Raw genomic sequence first — 17,049 nt, 5'->3', positions numbered from 1 at the left:
CCCTGGCGAATAAAAGCCAAAACTTTTGCGATGCGGTCATGCCCGGAATCGCCGGTCATCGTCTATCGTTGTCAAGCAATTGCCGGATCTGCTCCAGGGTAAAACCATGTTGGCGCAAAACGCGGGTTTGCTGCATGCGCCCGGCGGCGTCAACCGGGATTAGGGACTTGAAGCGCTTGCGATGAAATTCCCGTAGCTTAGGCAACCAATCGTTTTCCAGTTCCGCCAGTGTTTGGCTAACCTGTTCTTGCGGGATGCCGCGTTCGCGCAATTCCTGGGCGATGCGCAGGGGTCCATAGCCCTTGTCGGCCCGGCTACAGGCATACAGCTCGGCGTAACGGCCTTCGTCCAGGAGACGTTCCTCGGTGAGTTGATCGAGCACAGGGTCGATGTTCTCGACGGGAAAGCCGCGCTGCGCAAGTTTTTGTCGCAACTCCAACCGGGAGTGTTCGCGCCGGGCCAGTAACTCCAAGGCCTTGGCGCGAATGACCGGCGGCTCCACCGCCTCCCGGTTAGCGGCTGCGCGGGTTTTAGAGGTCCGCGTCCAACTCATCGGCGGAATCGGGCAGGTCGTCCTCGTTCTCTTCGCTTTGTTCAGAGGTAACCGGCACCGCATCAGGACGGATCAAAAAGTGGGCGCGTATTTTTTCTTCCAGTTCGCGGGCCAGTTCCGGATTTTCGCGGAGATAGGCGCGGACATTTTCCTTGCCCTGACCGATGCGCGTGCCCTGGCAACTGTACCAGGCGCCGGATTTGTCGATCAGCCCGATTTTGACGCCCAAATCGATAATCTCGCCCAACCGGGAAGCGCCTTCGCCGTACAGGATTTCAAACTCGGCCTGCTTGAAAGGCGGCGCCAGCTTATTCTTGACGACCTTGACTCGGGTTTCGTTGCCGATGACCTCGTCACCCTTCTTAATCGAACCGATGCGGCGAATGTCCAGGCGCACCGAAGCATAGAATTTGAGCGCGTTGCCGCCGGTTGTGGTTTCGGGGGAGTTGTGGACAACGACATGATCGACCAGATAAGTATGGCGTCCCTTGACGCCCAAATCGAAACGGATGCGATGGCGTGGCAAGGCCGGACGAATTTCTTTACGAGTGACCTGCATGGGCGCCGCGCGTAATTCAGTACGCGCAGCAAGACAGTGACCATTGGAATGAGCATCAACGCTGTCCGGCGACCAGCAAAATTGTCCTCGGAAACTTGGATGTAGTTTGTAATCCAGGGAAGGATGCAAATGGGGAGCAATTTTCTCATGAAGTGCGCGCGCCCTTTCTCCGCTGAAAAGCAATGAACGCTCACGCACAGTAGGATGTCCCATACCCAATTCGCCCAACCGGGCTGCGAGTCGTTCCTTATCTGCCATGGAGAGACTGACACAGCCAATTTCCGCCTTGCCATGTCCCCAGTGCTCGTAACTACCGGAAAAAGTACCGTCATCACCATACCAAACCGCTACTGCGCGGGCATCCAGGGCTGCCAGCATCGCTTCGCTAATCTGGCGACCTTCAGCGCCATAGGCTTGCGTGTGCAATTCAGCAAGCTGGCGCATCGGAATCGTATCGAAACCGAAGCCCTTGCCGATTTTACCGATCTTGTTGGCGAAAGGAGCCAGCATTTCCCACTTCCATTGGCAATAGGCCTGTTGCTTTTCGCCATGTCCTACTCGGAAAGACACATTTTGCTCCGATGCATAACGCAGAGATCCATCCCCTAACAGACTACCCAAAATTAACTGGCGCTGATCTTCACTCAAATCGTAATACCTAGCGGCAACTAATACGTCGTCGCCAATTTGCAATTGGCCTGCCCGTCGCTCGCCATTAGGAGTAAAAATCAGGTGATTAGCCGTACAGGTGAACTTACGACGTCCCGAACCACCGCCCGCTGCCGCCTCAAAATAAAGCCACTCATCGGTTGCGCCATTGCGGAACCATTTGACAACCGGTCGAGGTTCGATACGACCCGTCTCAGGATCCATGGACAACACTTCAACGGGTCGTTTTTGATTGACGATTTTGCCAATTTTTTCTGTGGAACCGTCAGCTAGAACTACACGTGCTCCATAATCAAAGCACCCAAACATGACGCCTATTTTCATCCTGATTTGATTGATAAAAATCACCAGGGTATTAGAGCGTTTGATGTTAGCGGTGAGTTTACGCAGGGCTTGGCTCATCAACCGGGCATGCAGGCCGACGTGGGAGTCGCCCATATCGCCTTCGATTTCCGCCTTGGGAGTCAGCGCCGCCACTGAGTCGATGACCACGATTTCCACGGCCCCGGAACGCACCAGCATGTCAGCGATTTCCAGCGCTTGTTCGCCTGTATCCGGTTGCGAAATCAGTAAATCATCGACATTCACGCCCAGCTTAGCGGCGTACACCGGGTCCAACGCATGTTCGGCATCGACGAACGCGGCGCATCCCCCGGTCCGTTGGATTTCGGCCACGACCTGTAAAGCCAGAGTCGTCTTACCGGAGGATTCCGGACCGTAAATTTCCGTCACCCGTCCGCGCGGCAGTCCCCCAATGCCCAGAGCGATGTCCAGCCCCAGCGAACCCGTGGAGACAGTCGCTACGTTGCGCACCGCCGCGCTGGTGTCGCCCAAGCGCATGACCGCGCCCTTGCCGAACTGGCGTTCAATCTGCGTCAGTGCGCCCGCCAGCGCCTTTTTTTTGTTGTCATCCATCCCGTATCTCCCCCTTCAGTCAAATAAGAATGTAACGATTATCCCATAGATAAACGGTTTGAACCTAATCCCACGGGCCAGCAGCGCAACACTTCATAACAGGAACCCTCCGGCGAAGGCAGCGATTCAACCAGACTGACCTCGCTGACTCGCCAGCGCACCGGCATTGCCAGCAGTTCGGCGGGAATCCGTCCGGTAAATCTGCGAGCCAGGGTAATATGTGCCTGAAACGCCCGCCGTTCCGAGACAAAGCCACAGTCGCGCAAGCGTCGATGCAGTTCTGCGACCAGTTCGTACAGTTCCGGCGGGGTACAACTGGACCCCAGCCACAGGAGGCGGGGTTGCGGCCAGTAGCCGTAGCAGTCCAGCGTCAGTTCCAGGGTCGGCATCGTTAGATTCTCTAGCGCAGTTTCGTAGCCCGCTAACTGTTCCGGCGTGGTCGCGCCGAGAAACACCAGGGTCAAATGCAAATTCGCGTCGCGCACCCGCCGCCGACCTGCCGCTTGTTTCGCCAGTTCAGCCATCTGTTGACGTTCAGTCTCACCTGGCCAAAGCGCTAGAAACAATCGGCGTTGGTCCTTGGCATTGTTGGTCGAACCCATCGAGACTTAACCTCACGGTTGCAGGAGCGATCTTTGTTAAAAACCCGTGGCGTCCTCGACATAGCTGAAGACCTCAATTCCCAATTTTTCCGCAACCGGGCGCGCAGTCGGATGCACCATCGGTGAAATGACCAGTTTGCGCTGGATCGGGCGCTGATGACGTCGTTCGTAATACTGGGCCTTGCGGTCAAAGATATACATGTCGCCTTTGGACATGGAGGATTTGAGTTCACAAAGAATAGTCTCGCCATTTTTGATGATGATGTCGATCTCCACTTGATCAGGCCGGCCAAACACCAGCCCCTCATCGTCGAACTCGTTAATATTCAATACCTCAACGCCAAAGCTTTTTTCCAGAATGCCTTTGAGCGCATTGCGGAAGCTGTGTTCGGAGGCGAGGCCCCAGCGGGAGCCGAGCGCGCTAATCCCTTGCTCTTGCCGGGAACGGGACAAAGCGATCTCATCGAGCAATTTTTGATTGGTGCGGTTTTGCTCATCCCATTTGCGGTTTTGCTCATCCCATTTGCGGTTTTGCTCATCCCATTTGCGGTTTTGCTCATCCCATTTGCGCCTTTGCTCGGTGACATGGGCATCGAAGCGCGCACCCCATTCATTGAACTCGCGTGTGTGCTCATCCCATTTGCGATTTTGCTCGTCCCATTTGCGCCTTTGCTCGGCGCGGTCGGCGGCGAACTCCTGCAACATGCGCTCGAAGCGGGCGTCGAAAGATTCCGGCGTTATAGCCGTCTGGCGGATCAGTTGCTCCAACCATTGCTTGAAACTCTGGTCCTGCTTGAGCAATTCCGGTAATTCCGTCTGGAGGCGGGCTTTCAGCTCTTCTACGGTCATGGGTAGGTTCCTTGCGATTGATCACATCGGGTTAGGACATTCGGAAATCGAGGCCATTCTGTTTGATCTATGACGCCTTTCAACCCACTTCAAACCGGATGATATTGCGGCTGGCCCGGCTGAACTCGACGCCGATCAGGTGAATCGGTTGGCCCAGCGACCGGTATTTATCGGCGTAACCTTTATCCTTGATCTGTTGGAGCGCATGTCCCTCCGCGCTCAGTTCCACGACTTTGAACTCGAACAGATAGATGTGTTTCTGGAACAGGACGGTCATGTCAATGCGGCCCTGATTCGTGGCGTCTTCTAGGATAATGTCCAGCCCCAGGGCGGCAAAGTAGCTGTAGAACACGCTGGCGTAGTAGCCTTCATAGCGGCTGATCGGGTTGTTGTCATACCACTGATGCGGGATGCTGGCGAAAAAGGACTGGAACAGGTCTTTCATCCCAGTTAGATCGTGGGCCAATAGCAGGTCCAACAGGCGCAAGCGCTGGTTCATGCTGCGACTGGGATCGCCGCCGGTATAGACGCCGAGCAGACTGATGTTAAGACTGGATTCGACTTCGTGGTTGGGATAGCCCAGGGTGTAAATCCAGTGTCCCCGGATCGGCTCGTCCGCGTGCAGGATGGTCAGATAACCGGTTTGAAAGAGCAGGGCTTCGGTGGCGATGTGATCGACATCGAAGGTCGACAGCAATTCCGGGCCGGTGCGCAGCCGGGCCAGGTTCGGAGTGAAAAAGCCGCGTTCCGCCAGGAGGTTGACCAGAAAAGTCGGAGTGCCGGTCTCGAACCACCAGGGCCGAAATTCGCGCTCGGCGAATAACAGCAGTACGTCGAAGGGGTTATAGACGGCCTCGCCAAGCCAGCGGTAACCGTTGTACCAGTGCCGGATCGCATCCCGATCTAAGCCCGCCAGTTCCGGGGCGAACACGGTATCGATGTCGGTTTCCGTGTAGCCACAAATTGCTGAGTAGGGGCGCGACAGGGTGAGGTCCATCAAATTATTCAGCCCGGAAAACAGGCTGACTTTGCTGAATTTGGAGACGCCGGTGAGAAGCACCAGGCGTAAATACGGGTCAGCGTCTTTGAGGACCGAGTACAGATTCTTCAACCCCTCGCGCATCGTCAAGGCGGTTTCGCGGTCGGTTAGGTTGTCCAGAATTGGCTTGTCATATTCGTCAATCAGTACGACGACGCGCTGACCGGTTTGTTCATAGACACCCTGGATGAGCTGGCTGAAACGACCCGATAGGCTAAGGTGGGTACAGTTCAAATGCAGACGGCGCTGTTCGTCCTCCAGGATTTCACCGATCTTTTCGTCCAGTGCAGCACGGCTGTGCAGAACCCCGCTGCCGAAGCTGATCCGAATCACTGGATAATGCACGGACCAGTCCCAGCGGTCGTGAATCCACAACCCGCGAAACAGCGGTTCATTCCCCTCGAACAGTTCTTTGAGGGTGTCGAGAAACAGGCTCTTGCCGAAGCGGCGCGGGCGCGAGAGGAAGTAGTAACCGTCTTCCTGACCCAGTTGCCAAGCGAATGGCGTCTTGTCAACGTAGTAGTAATCCTCCGACCGGATTTTGGCGAAGGTCTGTATGCCAATGGGCAATTTGCGGCGGGCACTGGGCATGAGCAGCCCTCCAGAGTGTGGGAATAATTGATATTTTAATACCAATTTTCGTTATGTTAGCGAATATAGCTGATAGGGTCAGCGCAGAAGCCCCCCCTTTGAAAAAGGGGGGTTGGGGGGGATTTTGACGAGCGGCTTCCATCCACGGCGTTCAAATCCCCCCTCACCTCCCTTTGCTAAAGGGGGGAACCTATGATTCAAAACTTATCGAGAAACGGTATAATTCTACTTTGTCAGATTCATCTATTTGATTATTATTAATAAATGAGGATAATGAAATCCTGATCAAAAAACAAGCTGGGTGAGATAGTCCATGACACACGCACACGCGGAAGCCGTAAAAAAACTTGACTGGCGCTGCCGAAGTCGGATTGCTAGCCGGAATCGGTCAGCGATTCATGGACTTTTGTGGGCGCTTTGCAGGCCACTTCCGCCAAGGGACGCGAACGGTCGAGACGACGGCGCAACAGTATGTCCGTGGCTTGATCCAGGCGGACACCAAGAACATGGAACGCATGGAAGAGGTGGTTCCAGAGGCGGATCATCAAGCCTTGCAGCACATGGTGAGTGAATCCGCCTGGTCCGAACGCGCGGTACTCGATCAGGTGGCCCAAGAGGCTCATCGGTTGTTGGGCGGGCATGAGGACAGTGCCCTGCTCATTGATGACAGTGGTGTGCCGAAGAAAGGCCGGCAATCCGTGGGGGTCAGCCGCCAATGGTGCGGTCAGTTGGGCAAAGTCGAAAATTGCCAAGTGGGTGTGTTTGCGGCGCTGAGCCGGGGTTCTGAGGCGACGTTAATTGACGAACGGTTGTTTTTGCCCGAGGCGTGGACCGCCGACGAAGCCCGTTGCCAGGCCGCGGGCATTCCGAAGGCCCAGCGGGGGTTTCAACGCAAAACCGACTTGGCGTTGGCGATGGTCACCCACGCCCGACAGCAGGGCATCGGCTTTGCCTGGGTCGGCTTTGATGGGTTCTATGGCAGCGATCCCGCGTTCTTACGCGCGCTGGAGGCACAAGGGGAAATCTTCGTCGCGGATATTCACAAGGACCAGCGCATTTATCTGGCTGATCCGCAACCCATCGTCCCTCCGGCGAAGACCTCTCATGGTCATCCCCCGACGGTGCTTCACGCCCAAACCCCCGCCCTGCGGGTCGACCACTGGATCCAACAAAAACCGGCAACCGCCTGGCAACCGGTCACCTTACGGGACAGTACCAAAGGTCCGTTGCGGGTGGAGATTTTACACCAACGCGTGTGGGTGTGGGATGGCCAGGAAACCCGCGCGCGGCACTGGCACTTGATCGTGCGCCGGGAGGTCGAGACGCCGACCGAGATCAAATACAGCTTGAGCAATGCCCCAGCCGACACGCGGATGTCCCGACTGGCGTTCATGCAGGGCCAGCGCTATTGGGTTGAACGCGCTTTGCAACAAGGTAAACAAGATGTCGGACTGGGTGATTATCAAGTTCGGGGATGGCGGGGCTGGCATCACCACATGACGTTGGTCATGATGGCCATGCTCTTTCTGCTCGAAGAACGTCTGCTTCATCAGCAGACGCGACCGTTACTGAGTGGCCGAGATATTCGTGCATTGTTGAATCAATTCTTGCCTCGGCGCGACACGACCTTGGAGGAAGTGCTTCGCCAGATGCAAGTCCGCCACCGAAAACGTCAAGCTACTATCGATTCTGCCTATCGTAAACAACAACTTAATGAATAGTAACATGTGTTCTGACAAAGTAGAAATAACATGGGCCGGTGGTGAGGTTGGCGGGAAGCGCCGCTCTGTGTTGTGAAACGATCTTCCAGTTAGTACAAAAACTGTCCATTCATTGATCAACCGTTTTGTTATTTTGATAGAGACCCTTGTCTCCCTGGAAAATCCGGCAAAAGAAGCCTGCTTTATCAAACTCATAAAGAAAAATACCGGATTTTCCCGGATCGAATGTAAACTGCTTTTGTGATCTTGCCTGAATATTCTGTCTAATTAAAATTTAACTTATTTATAATAAAATTATTTTTTGCCTTTTTCTCTGTTTTGTGCTATTTGCTCTTTTGAGGCAGTGGCCATCTCTTATGCTTCATATTTGTCCACATTCAAAGTGGACAAGCCTGTATTCGTCCCACCCATTAAGGAAAATATTCCATGAGTATTCATTCTATTCGGCGACCGCGGGCCTCGCTGGGCTGGTGCGCCGGAACCGTGAGCCTGTTTCTGATTCTGGCGCTGAACTTCTCGGTGGTTCAGGCCAACACCTTCACCGTCACCACATTGAGCAATAGCGGCCCCGGTTCATTGCGGCAGGCGATCCTGGATGCCAATGCTGACTTGGTAACCATCCATACCATCACGTTCAAATCCGGTTTGACTGGGACGATTACCCTGACCAGCGGGGAAATTGAGATCATCGGACGAATGACCATTACTGGACCGGGAGCGGGCCTCTTAGCCGTGAGTGGCAATAACGCTTCGCGGGTGTTCAACGTCTCCAGCTTGGGCGCCACTATCAGCGGGCTGACGATCAAAGAGGGTAAGTCCTACTACGATGGCGGCGGGATTTACAACGCCGGTTATCTGACGCTCAATCAGGTCACCGTGTCGGACAATACCGCCACCCATAGTGGCGGCGGGATTTTTAGCACGGGTTCCTTAACCCTGACTGACGTCACCGTGTCAGACAATACTGCCGACGACGGTGCTGGTGGCGGGAACGGCGCTGGTGGCGGGATTAGCCTCTACGGGGGGACCGCTACCCTCACTGACAGCGTCGTCAAAAACAACCAGGCTTACTCCGGCGGCGGGATTAGCCTCTCCGAGGGGACCGCTACCCTCACTGACAGCATCGTCAAAAGCAACCAGGCTTACTCCGGCGGCGGGATTTACCTCTCCAAGGGGACCGCTACCCTCACCAACACGACTATTGATGGTAATCAAACCAGCGGTGGCGATGGCGGCGGAATTCTTTGTAGCTACAACACGTTGATCATTACGAACAGCACCTTGTCCAACAATAGCAGTCCCAGCATTGGTGGCGGGATTGTTGTCTCAATTGGCACAGCAACCATTACCAATAGCACCTTGTCGGGTAACGTCGCTCATAACAGTGGTGGCGGGATTTATGTTCATCTCAGCTACGTGACTGTGACCAACAGCACCCTCACCGCTAATCTCGCGACCCAGCAGGGAGGAGGCATTTACAGCTACGCCGGGCTTACTCTCCACAACAGCATCGTCGCGGGTAATACCGCACTCAATGGCCCGGAGGTTTACGGCGATTCCAGCACTGAAAGCACCTCTAATCTGTTTGGCGAAAATGGCGTTTCTGGGGTGCAAGGTCTAACTCCATCGGCCACCGAAGTCATCGCAGGTCCGCTCAGTTCCGTGATTGGCCCGCTGGCGGATAATGGCGGCCCCACGCAAACCCATGCGTTGGTCGCAGGCAGCCCGGCCCTTGACGCCGGCAACAACGGCCTGATTCCCAGCGGTGTCACTACCGACCAGCGGGGCGACGGCTTTCCGCGCATCGTCGGCGGCACCGTCGATATCGGCGCGGTCGAAGGCACAAGCGGTGGTGGCGCAGGAAACAGCACAAATCTTATTGTGAATGGATCGTTTGAAGAGGGTAATTATTATGACGCTCAGGGGTTCCAAAGACTTTTGCCGAATGATACCGCTCTTTCAGGTTGGTTAATTGGCGGCAGTGGAGCCGATTGGCATGTAGGAACTCCGAATCCATCACGGAATCCGTTGTTTATTGGCGCTCATTTGGGTCCGGCTCAAGACGGTTCTTTAATAGTCGATCTCAACCTCGATGGCGAATCAACGGGAACTCTTTCACAGACATTCGCAACCAATGTCGGGACTACTTACACCGTGTCATTCTATATGGCTGGCGTGGATTTTTTTACAAACCCACGAGCAGTACAAGTAACTGTGAATGGCGTTGCGCGGACTTTTTCGCAGACAGCATCACCGCAATACCAATTGGTTTGGAGTCTCAAGTCATTTGAATTCACAGCGACTCAATCGGAAACGACGCTCACATTCAGTAGTCCTGACATGAGCGGTGTTTGGGGACCGTTGATTGATAATGTCAGCGTTTTATTATCGAACCCTTCCCCTGTAACTTACACGCTCACGGTCAGTAAAGCAGGGACAGGCAGCGGCACGGTCACCAGCAACCCATCGGGCATCGATTGTGGCGCTGATTGCAGTGAAAGCTACGCCGCCAACACTCTGGTCACCCTGACCGCCAAACCGTCTTCTTTTGATGTAAAGCCCTTATCCACAGGTAGTCAACAGGTCTTCACGGGTTGGAGCGGGGCGTGCAGCGGCACGAACCTCAGTTGCACGGTCACGATGAACGCGGCCAAGAACGTCACGGCGACCTTCACCAGCGGATCTACCGGCGGCAGCTATGCATTGAATGTCGCATTAAGCGGCGTCGGCGTCGGCAGCGTCGTCAGCCAACCGAGCGGCATTTCCTGTAGCAACATTCCCGGCGACACCGCCGATTGCAGCGAAACCTACGCCGCCAATACACAGGTGACGTTGACCACTACGCCCGGCGTCGGCCCGCATTACTTCCAGGGTTGGTCCGGGGCTTGTAGCGGCACGGGCGCTTGCACCGTCACGATGAGCGCCGCGAAGTCGGTCACCGCTGCGTTCGCCACCGGCTACGCCTTGACCTTGACCTACAACCCCGAGGGCAGCATCGCCCGCGACCCGGTGGGAAGTAACTGCACGTTCGCGTCCGCCACGGGCGATCTACAATGCATCTATGCGCCCAATACCGTGGTCACCCTCACCGCTGTGCCTGCTGGCGGAACTTTTACCGGCTGGGGTGGAGGGAGTTGTACGGGTACCGACGCTTGTCAGATCACGATGACCGGGAATAAGACAGTCTCTGCCGCCTTCACCACCGGTGACCCGATCAGCCGGCTCATTACCCATTACTACGTGTCGATCACCGAACGCGCCCCGGATGACGGCGGGCTGGCCTTTTGGAAGGGACTGGTGGAAGAGAAGCAGGCGCAAGGCGCGGATGTCAAAGAAGTATTCCGGCAAATGGCCGACTTCTTCTTCAACAGCGAAGAATACCTCGGACGCAACACCACCGACCGCCAGTTCGTCACCAATCTGTACCGGACCTTCTTCCAGCGCGCGCCGGATGACGACGGCTATGCGTTCTGGCTGGGTCAGTTAGCGGGCGGCATGTCGCGCAATGACGCCATGCGGGGGTTCCTCTATTCCCAGGAGTTCACGGACTTCATGAAGAGCGTGTTGGGAGAGGCTTGAAGACTCGCTCAAACTGACGGATCACTGTGTCGGCGAGTAGTGGTGGTAGGGTACGCAATGCGTACCCTACTGGCTGTCGGTGAGTAGTAGTGGTAGGGTACGCAATGCGTACCCTACTGACGGATCACTGTGTCGGCGAGTAGTGGTGGTAGGGTACGCAATGCGTACCCTACTGGCTGGCTCCAGCCAGGCATCTACCGATTTCCGCTATAGTTTCGGCCAGCCCCTGCCCCGAGGACTCCGCCATGCAGTTTCCCTACGGCATCGCCGATTTCCGCACCCTTCGTGAGGAAGGTTATTTCTACGTCGACCGCACCGACCGCATTCCTCTCGTAGAAGCCGCCGGCAAACAGTTATTGTTCCTCCGCCCGCGCCGCTTTGGCAAAAGTCTCTGGCTTTCCATCCTGGAAAACTACTACGACCTGGCCCGCGCCGAGGACTTCCCGCGCCTGTTCGGCGACCTGCGCATCGGCCCGAATCCCACGCCCCGCCACAACCAGTACTTCATCCTCAAACTCAACTTCTCACGCATCGAAGCGCGCGGTGATCATGAGGCCATCCGGCAATCGCTATTTGACCACATCAACGTCCGGATTGAAGACCTGCTAGCCCGCTACGCCGCCTGGTTGACTCAGCCGGTGCACATTGACCCTGCCAACGCTCAGGTCAGCTTCGATTCAATGCTAAGCGCCATTTCCCGGACTCCGTACAAACTCTATCTGCTGATCGACGAATACGACAACTTCGCCAACGACGTCATGATCAGTCCCGAACGCGGCCCGGCGCGTTACAGTGAACTGGTCCAGGGCGAGGGAATGCTCAAAGCCTTTTTCAAAGCCGTCAAGGAAGCTGGCGAGGGTCAGGGGCTGGATCGGGTGTTTCTCACCGGCGTCTCCCCGGTCGTCCTCAGCGACATCACCAGCGGCTATAATATCGCCGAAGACCTGGGCGTTGACCCGGCGGCTCAAGACCTGTGCGGATTCACCGAGGCCGAATTGCAGACCGCCCTCGACCAGGTCGCGACGGCTCACGGGTTGAGCGCGACGCAGGTGGACGAGGCCCGTGAGCTGATGCGCGTCTTTTACAACGGCTACCGGTTTCATCCGGCGCAGACCGCCGGCGTCTATAACCCGACCCTGGCGCTGTACTTTCTCAAGCATCTGGCTCGGCAGGGCATCCCCCCGGCCCGGCTGCTGGACGACAATTTAGCGATGGACCGCAACCGGTTGCGCTATGTCGCCCGCCTGCCGCAGGGCGAAACCCTGCTCGCCGAAGCCCTGAATCCGGAAACCCCGCTCGCCATTGCCCAGTTGTCCAACCGCTTCGGCGTCGAGGAGATGCTCAACGCCCCCAAGGACACCGCCTTCATGGCCTCGCTGTTGTACTACTTCGGCGTCCTCACCCTGGCCGGGCGCGATGAAATCGGCGCGTTGCAACTGACCATCCCGAATCAAGTGGTTCGCCAACTCTATGTTGAGCGTCTGCGCCATCACGTATTGCCAGACGCCGAGGATCCGCGCCAGGCGGCCTGCCGAACGTTTTACGCCACGGGCGAACTGGGGCCATTGTGCGAACTGCTGGAGCACCGCTTCGGCGTTCTGGATAACCGCGACCTGCGTTGGAGCAATGAACTGGTGGTGAAAATGGCCTTTCTGGCCGTGTTGTTCAACGACGCCTTTTACATGATGGATTCGGAAACCGCCCTAGCGCGGGGTTATGCCGATTTAACCCTAATCGTCCGCCCAGACCAGCGCGCCTTTGCCCTGCTTGACCATGTGCTGGAATTCAAGGCGCTGAAATGGAGCGACGTCGATCTGACGAGTGAAACCAGCCAGGCGTTGGATCGCGAGGCGTTGCAGACCCTACCGGCGGTGCAACAGGCCCTGGTGCAGGCGGATCGGCAACTGGCCCGCTACCGGCAGGAACTGGAGGCCCATTATGGGAAAAAGTTGCGCCTGCGCACCCATGCCGTGGTGGCCCTGGGGCTGGAGCGGCTGGTCTGGCGGGAAGGGCGGACGCCAGTCTTGAAAAAGCAGCTCCGTCAGAACACCAAGCGCGCCAAGGCCAGGATTGGTCAAACCGAAGCTGGTTGAACCGGTCAAGCGCCTGCGCTTTCTGCTGGCGAGTTATCGCAAAGGGGTAAGCGTAGATTTGGAAGTTTCACCATTTTGCCGCTCGGAATTATGGATCAATCCCCTCCAACACGCCCTGTAGGGCCATCGCAACCGTTTGCCGCCGCACCGCCTCGCGATCGCCGGCAAAGTGGCAAACCTGCGTCTGAATCGAGCCGCTGCGTAGCGCCCACGCCAGATAAACCGTCCCAACCGGCTTTTGAGGACTGCCGCCATCCGGGCCAGCGATGCCGCTGACGGCCACCGCAACATCCGCACGACTGCGCGACAATGTTCTCATGGCCATCTCGATCACCGTTTCGGCGCTGACCGCGCTGTAGTGGGCCAATGTCGCTTCCTGAACGCCCAATATCTCGGACTTGGCGGTGTTGCTGTAAGTGACAAAACCACAGTCGAACCAATGGGAACTGCCTGCCACGTCGGTGATTACCTTACCGATCCAGCCGCCGGTGCAGGATTCCGCAAGGGCCAGTTTCTGCTTACGGGCGCGCAAGGCGTTACCCACTTGTGTCGCCAATTCATAAAGATTCTGATCAGTCGGATTCGTGATGGACATGGCGTCTCCAATGGGTCAGGAACGGGAAATCTACTTCAACCAGCCTTTGCGGAAGAAGAACCAGAACGGCGCGGCGACCGAAGCCGCCATCAATCCGAGGGCGATTGGATAGCCCAGCGCCCATTTCAGTTCGGGCATGAACTCGAAATTCATGCCGTAAATGCTGGCGATCAGGGTGGGCGGCAACAAAGCTACCGAAACCACTGAGAAAATTTTGATGATTTTATTCTGGTTGATATTAATGAAACCGACAGTTGCGTCCATCAGAAAGTTGATCTTCTCGAACAGAAACGACGTGTGTCCGTCCAGCGATTCGATATCCCGCAAAATTTGCCGTGCTTCTTCGATCTGATCGGTTGAAAGCAGCCGTCGGCGCATCAGGAAGGAAATGGCGCGGCGCGTGTCCATCATGTTACGGCGAATGCGTCCATTCAAGTCTTCTTCCCGAGCAATATGGGCGAGCACGTCGCCCGCCGCCTGGTCCGTCAAACGCGCTTTTAAGACCCGATTGCCGATCTCTTCCAAAGCGGCATAAACGCCCTCCAACGAATCAGCGGAATACTCCACGCTGGTCGCGTACAGATCAAGCAACACATCGCGGCTGTCTTCGAGATAACCGGGTTGATGGCGCGCGCGCATTCGCAGCAGACGGAAGACCGGCAAGTCTTCCTCATGCAGGCTAAACAGAATGTCCTGCTTGAATACAAAAGCGACCGGTATGTTGCGTGATTCATCGTCCTTATTAATCAAAAAATCAGAGCGGATTTGCAAAGCGCCGCTGGCGTCCTCGAAGCATCGGGCGCTGGCTTCGATATCGCCGAAGTCGTCCTCATCCGGCAAGGTTAGCCTGAACAGCTCCTTAGCCCAAAGCCGCTCTTCGTCATCCGGTTCGTCGAAATCGATCCAGATGGGCTTGGTGCGTTCAAGGTCAGCCTTGCTTTCGATTTGGATCTGCTGGAGGCGACCATGTTGAAGTTCAAAGGCGTTGATCATGCAAGTTTAGCCCCACGGTCAAATGGCGCGGAACATAGTCTGAAACGGGCTGCGGGTAAAGAGAATTCACGATTCCCGCAACGTTTCTATCCCCTACCTCTCTGTCTCCCGATCTCTCGCCTGCAACCACTGATCCACAAACTGCTCAAGCCATGCATCGAGCGCGGCGTCATGGCGAACATGCCGTTCGCGCTGTTCATCGGCGGACTGTGCGCCAGGATGACTTAACTCATCGGCGCCTTCCACCAGCCAGCTTTCCATGATGGTCTGATCCACTTCCGGATGGAACTGCACGCCAAATGCATGAGCGTCATATCGAAACGCCTGATGGGGAAAGCGCTCGCCAGTCGCCAGCAATTCCGCGCCGGCGGGCAACGCAAAGCCTTCATGATGCCAGTGATAGACATGCAACGAGGTATCGAACAGATTCTGACCGGTCGCCGTAGGTTCAACCGGGAAATAGCCGACTTCCGCCAAACCCTCGGGGTGGGGCCGGACGGTCGCTCCCAACGCCCGCGCCAGTAATTGCGCGCCCAGGCAGATCCCCAAAAAGGGTTGCCCGGAATCGAGCGCTCTGGGTATCCAATCCAGTTGCGCGCGGATGCCTGGCCGTTTGCCATCATCGTTGGCGCTCATCGGCCCACCGAACACAATCGCTCCTGCGTAGCCGTTCATCCCGGAGGGCAGGGGTTGACCGGACAGTGGGTAGCAATAATCCAATCGGTAACCGCGCTTGCTCAGTTTGCGCGCGCAACGACCGGCATCGGCGTCAGGCGTCTGCATGACCAGCAGCAACCGGGGACGAGGTGATTGACGCCTCATGTTGCGATATTCTCCTCCCGATTCGATGAGTTCTCCAGCGAACGCTCCCGCCGGGAATCCTTGAGCATTTCCGCAATCAGAAACGCCAGTTCCAGACTCTGCGAGGCGTTCAGGCGCGGGTCGCATTGCGTATGATAGCGCTCGGCCAGGCCCTGCTCGGTAATGTCCTGAGCGCCGCCCAGACATTCGGTGACATCTTGGCCGGTCAGTTCAAAGTGCATCCCGCCGGGAATACTGCCTTCGGCGCGATGAATCGCGAAAAAGCGCCGTACTTCGTCGAGAATACGGTTAAAAGATCGGGTTTTATAGCCAGCGCCGGTTTCCTGAGTGTTGCCATGCATCGGGTCACAGGACCAGATAATGCGCCGACCTTCGCGTTGCGTCACCTGAATGAGTGGCGGCAACGCCGTCTCGATCCGCTCGGCGCCCATTCGGCTGATCAGGGTCAGCCGTCCCGGCTGGTTGTCAGGATTGAGGGTGTCGATCAAGCGCAGCAGGGTATCCGGGTCGACCGTCGGTCCCAGTTTAAGTCCGACTGGGTTAGCAACACCGCGCAGAAACTCGACGTGTGCGCCGTCGATCTGCCGGGTGCGCTCGCCGATCCATAAAAAGTGTGCAGAACCATCGCACCATGCGCCGCTGAGCGGATCGCGCCGGGTCAGCGCCTGCTCATAGCCCAGCAACAGCGCCTCATGCGAGGTGAAAAACTGAACCTGCCGCACCTGTGGATCGGTGGCGGCGTCCAACCCGCAGGCGCGGATAAACGCCAGCGTTTCGCTGATGCGCCCGGCGAGATCGCGGTAGCGGGCGCCCTGTGGATTGGTCCGCAGAAAATCCAGATTCCATTGCTGAACCCGATGCAAATCCGCGAAACCACCCTGGGCCAGCGCTCGCAGCAGGTTCAGCGTCGCCGCCGACTGGGAGTAGGCGCGCAACTGGCGGCGTGGATCAGGCCGGCGCGCTTCGGGGGTAAAATCGAGGCCGTTGACCATGTCGCCCCGGTAACTGGGCAGATTGACTCCCTCACGAGTCTCCACTGGGGCGCTGCGCGGCTTTGCGAACTGCCCCGCCAGCCGCCCAACCTTGACCACGGGACACGCCGCAGCAAAGGTCAGAATCACCGCCATTTGCAACAGCACCCGGAACGTGTCGGTGATAGCACGCTCGTTGAAATCGGCGAAACTCTCGGCGCAATCGCCGCCTTGCAACAGAAAAGCGCGCCCGGCGACGACCTCGGCCAGTTGTGCGCGCAAGGCGTCGATTTCGCCGGTAAACACCAGCGGCAGGGAATGCGTCAGCCTTCCTTCGACTTCGGCCAGCGCCGCAGCATCTTCATAATCCGGCATCTGCGCCGCAGGACGATCCCGCCAACGGTTCGGGGTCCAGGGAAATTGCGCCGGTGGCGTCGGTTCGGGCATCGCTATTCCTGAAAGTTGCGTATGATTGGGCGGGAGAAGCGCAAGGTATGA

The 17,049-nt window shown here is 56.8% G+C and carries 12 protein-coding genes; 3 read left to right on the top strand and 9 right to left on the bottom strand.

Annotation, left to right across the window (positions count from 1 at the left end; all coding sequences use genetic code 11):
* Positions 1-55 precede the first annotated feature (55 nt).
* From H6973_06670 to H6973_06650, 5 genes are all read right to left on the bottom strand, one after another.
* Entirely contained in the window at positions 56-553 is a 498-nt protein-coding gene (locus tag H6973_06670; protein MCP5125319.1) for a regulatory protein RecX, read from the bottom strand.
* Positions 531-2,696 (bottom strand): recombinase RecA, encoded by a 2,166-nt coding sequence (gene recA, locus H6973_06665; protein MCP5125318.1) that lies wholly within the window; start codon positions 2,694-2,696, stop codon positions 531-533. Before recA ends, H6973_06670 begins: the two co-directional genes overlap by 23 nt.
* A gap of 38 nt (positions 2,697-2,734) precedes the next feature.
* Positions 2,735-3,298 (bottom strand): RNA 2',3'-cyclic phosphodiesterase, encoded by a 564-nt coding sequence (thpR, locus tag H6973_06660; GenBank protein ID MCP5125317.1) that lies wholly within the window; start codon positions 3,296-3,298, stop codon positions 2,735-2,737.
* Positions 3,299-3,334: 36 nt separating this feature from the next.
* Positions 3,335-4,147, bottom strand: a complete 813-nt coding sequence (locus tag H6973_06655) for a DUF3782 domain-containing protein (protein MCP5125316.1) — start codon at positions 4,145-4,147, stop codon at positions 3,335-3,337.
* Between the two features lie 79 nt (positions 4,148-4,226).
* Positions 4,227-5,777: an ATP-binding protein gene (locus H6973_06650; GenBank protein MCP5125315.1), complete on the bottom strand. Its 1,551-nt coding sequence runs from the start codon at positions 5,775-5,777 to the stop codon at positions 4,227-4,229.
* Between the two features lie 347 nt (positions 5,778-6,124).
* On the opposite strand from H6973_06650, the gene H6973_06645 reads away from it, so the two are divergent.
* From H6973_06645 to H6973_06635, 3 genes are all read left to right on the top strand, one after another.
* Positions 6,125-7,498: an IS701 family transposase gene (locus H6973_06645; GenBank protein MCP5125314.1), complete on the top strand. Its 1,374-nt coding sequence runs from the start codon at positions 6,125-6,127 to the stop codon at positions 7,496-7,498.
* A gap of 426 nt (positions 7,499-7,924) precedes the next feature.
* Positions 7,925-11,077, top strand: a complete 3,153-nt coding sequence (locus H6973_06640) for a DUF4214 domain-containing protein (GenBank protein ID MCP5125313.1) — start codon at positions 7,925-7,927, stop codon at positions 11,075-11,077.
* A 245-nt stretch (positions 11,078-11,322) separates the two neighbouring features.
* Positions 11,323-13,170, top strand: coding sequence for an AAA family ATPase (locus H6973_06635; GenBank protein ID MCP5125312.1), 1,848 nt, complete (start codon positions 11,323-11,325; stop codon positions 13,168-13,170).
* 88 nt (positions 13,171-13,258) lie between these two features.
* Here H6973_06635 and pncC read toward each other — a convergent pair whose 3' ends face one another.
* The 4 genes from pncC to H6973_06615 form a co-directional block, all read right to left on the bottom strand.
* Positions 13,259-13,765 carry a nicotinamide-nucleotide amidase gene (pncC, locus tag H6973_06630; protein MCP5125311.1) on the bottom strand — a complete coding sequence of 169 codons (507 nt, stop codon included), beginning with the start codon at positions 13,763-13,765 and terminating at the stop codon, positions 13,259-13,261.
* Between the two features lie 30 nt (positions 13,766-13,795).
* Positions 13,796-14,758 (bottom strand): magnesium/cobalt transporter CorA, encoded by a 963-nt coding sequence (gene corA, locus H6973_06625; protein MCP5125310.1) that lies wholly within the window; start codon positions 14,756-14,758, stop codon positions 13,796-13,798.
* A gap of 93 nt (positions 14,759-14,851) precedes the next feature.
* Positions 14,852-15,580, bottom strand: a complete 729-nt coding sequence (locus H6973_06620; protein ID MCP5125309.1) for a gamma-glutamyl-gamma-aminobutyrate hydrolase family protein — start codon at positions 15,578-15,580, stop codon at positions 14,852-14,854.
* Positions 15,577-16,998: a 3-deoxy-7-phosphoheptulonate synthase class II gene (locus H6973_06615; GenBank protein ID MCP5125308.1), complete on the bottom strand. Its 1,422-nt coding sequence runs from the start codon at positions 16,996-16,998 to the stop codon at positions 15,577-15,579. Before H6973_06615 ends, H6973_06620 begins: the two co-directional genes overlap by 4 nt.
* Positions 16,999-17,049: the final 51 nt, after the last annotated feature.

The organism is Gammaproteobacteria bacterium, assembly GCA_024235095.1.
Taxonomy (GTDB): Bacteria; Pseudomonadota; Gammaproteobacteria; order Competibacterales; family Competibacteraceae; genus UBA2383.
This window is presented reverse-complemented; position numbering and strand designations above follow the sequence as displayed.

Bases quoted from the DNA above. Each gene is read 5' to 3' on its own strand.
- H6973_06615 (MCP5125308.1), bottom strand. From the start codon at position 16,998: ATGCCCGAACCGACGCCACCGGCGCAATTTCCCTGGACCCCGAACCGT.
- H6973_06655 (MCP5125316.1), bottom strand. From the start codon at position 4,147: ATGACCGTAGAAGAGCTGAAAGCCCGCCTCCAGACGGAATTACCGGAA.
- corA (MCP5125310.1), bottom strand. From the start codon at position 14,758: ATGATCAACGCCTTTGAACTTCAACATGGTCGCCTCCAGCAGATCCAA.
- H6973_06640 (MCP5125313.1), top strand. From the start codon at position 7,925: ATGAGTATTCATTCTATTCGGCGACCGCGGGCCTCGCTGGGCTGGTGC.
- H6973_06620 (MCP5125309.1), bottom strand. From the start codon at position 15,580: ATGAGGCGTCAATCACCTCGTCCCCGGTTGCTGCTGGTCATGCAGACG.
- H6973_06650 (MCP5125315.1), bottom strand. From the start codon at position 5,777: ATGCCCAGTGCCCGCCGCAAATTGCCCATTGGCATACAGACCTTCGCC.
- H6973_06635 (MCP5125312.1), top strand. From the start codon at position 11,323: ATGCAGTTTCCCTACGGCATCGCCGATTTCCGCACCCTTCGTGAGGAA.
- thpR (MCP5125317.1), bottom strand. From the start codon at position 3,298: ATGGGTTCGACCAACAATGCCAAGGACCAACGCCGATTGTTTCTAGCG.
- H6973_06670 (MCP5125319.1), bottom strand. From the start codon at position 553: ATGAGTTGGACGCGGACCTCTAAAACCCGCGCAGCCGCTAACCGGGAG.
- pncC (MCP5125311.1), bottom strand. From the start codon at position 13,765: ATGTCCATCACGAATCCGACTGATCAGAATCTTTATGAATTGGCGACA.
- recA (MCP5125318.1), bottom strand. From the start codon at position 2,696: ATGGATGACAACAAAAAAAAGGCGCTGGCGGGCGCACTGACGCAGATT.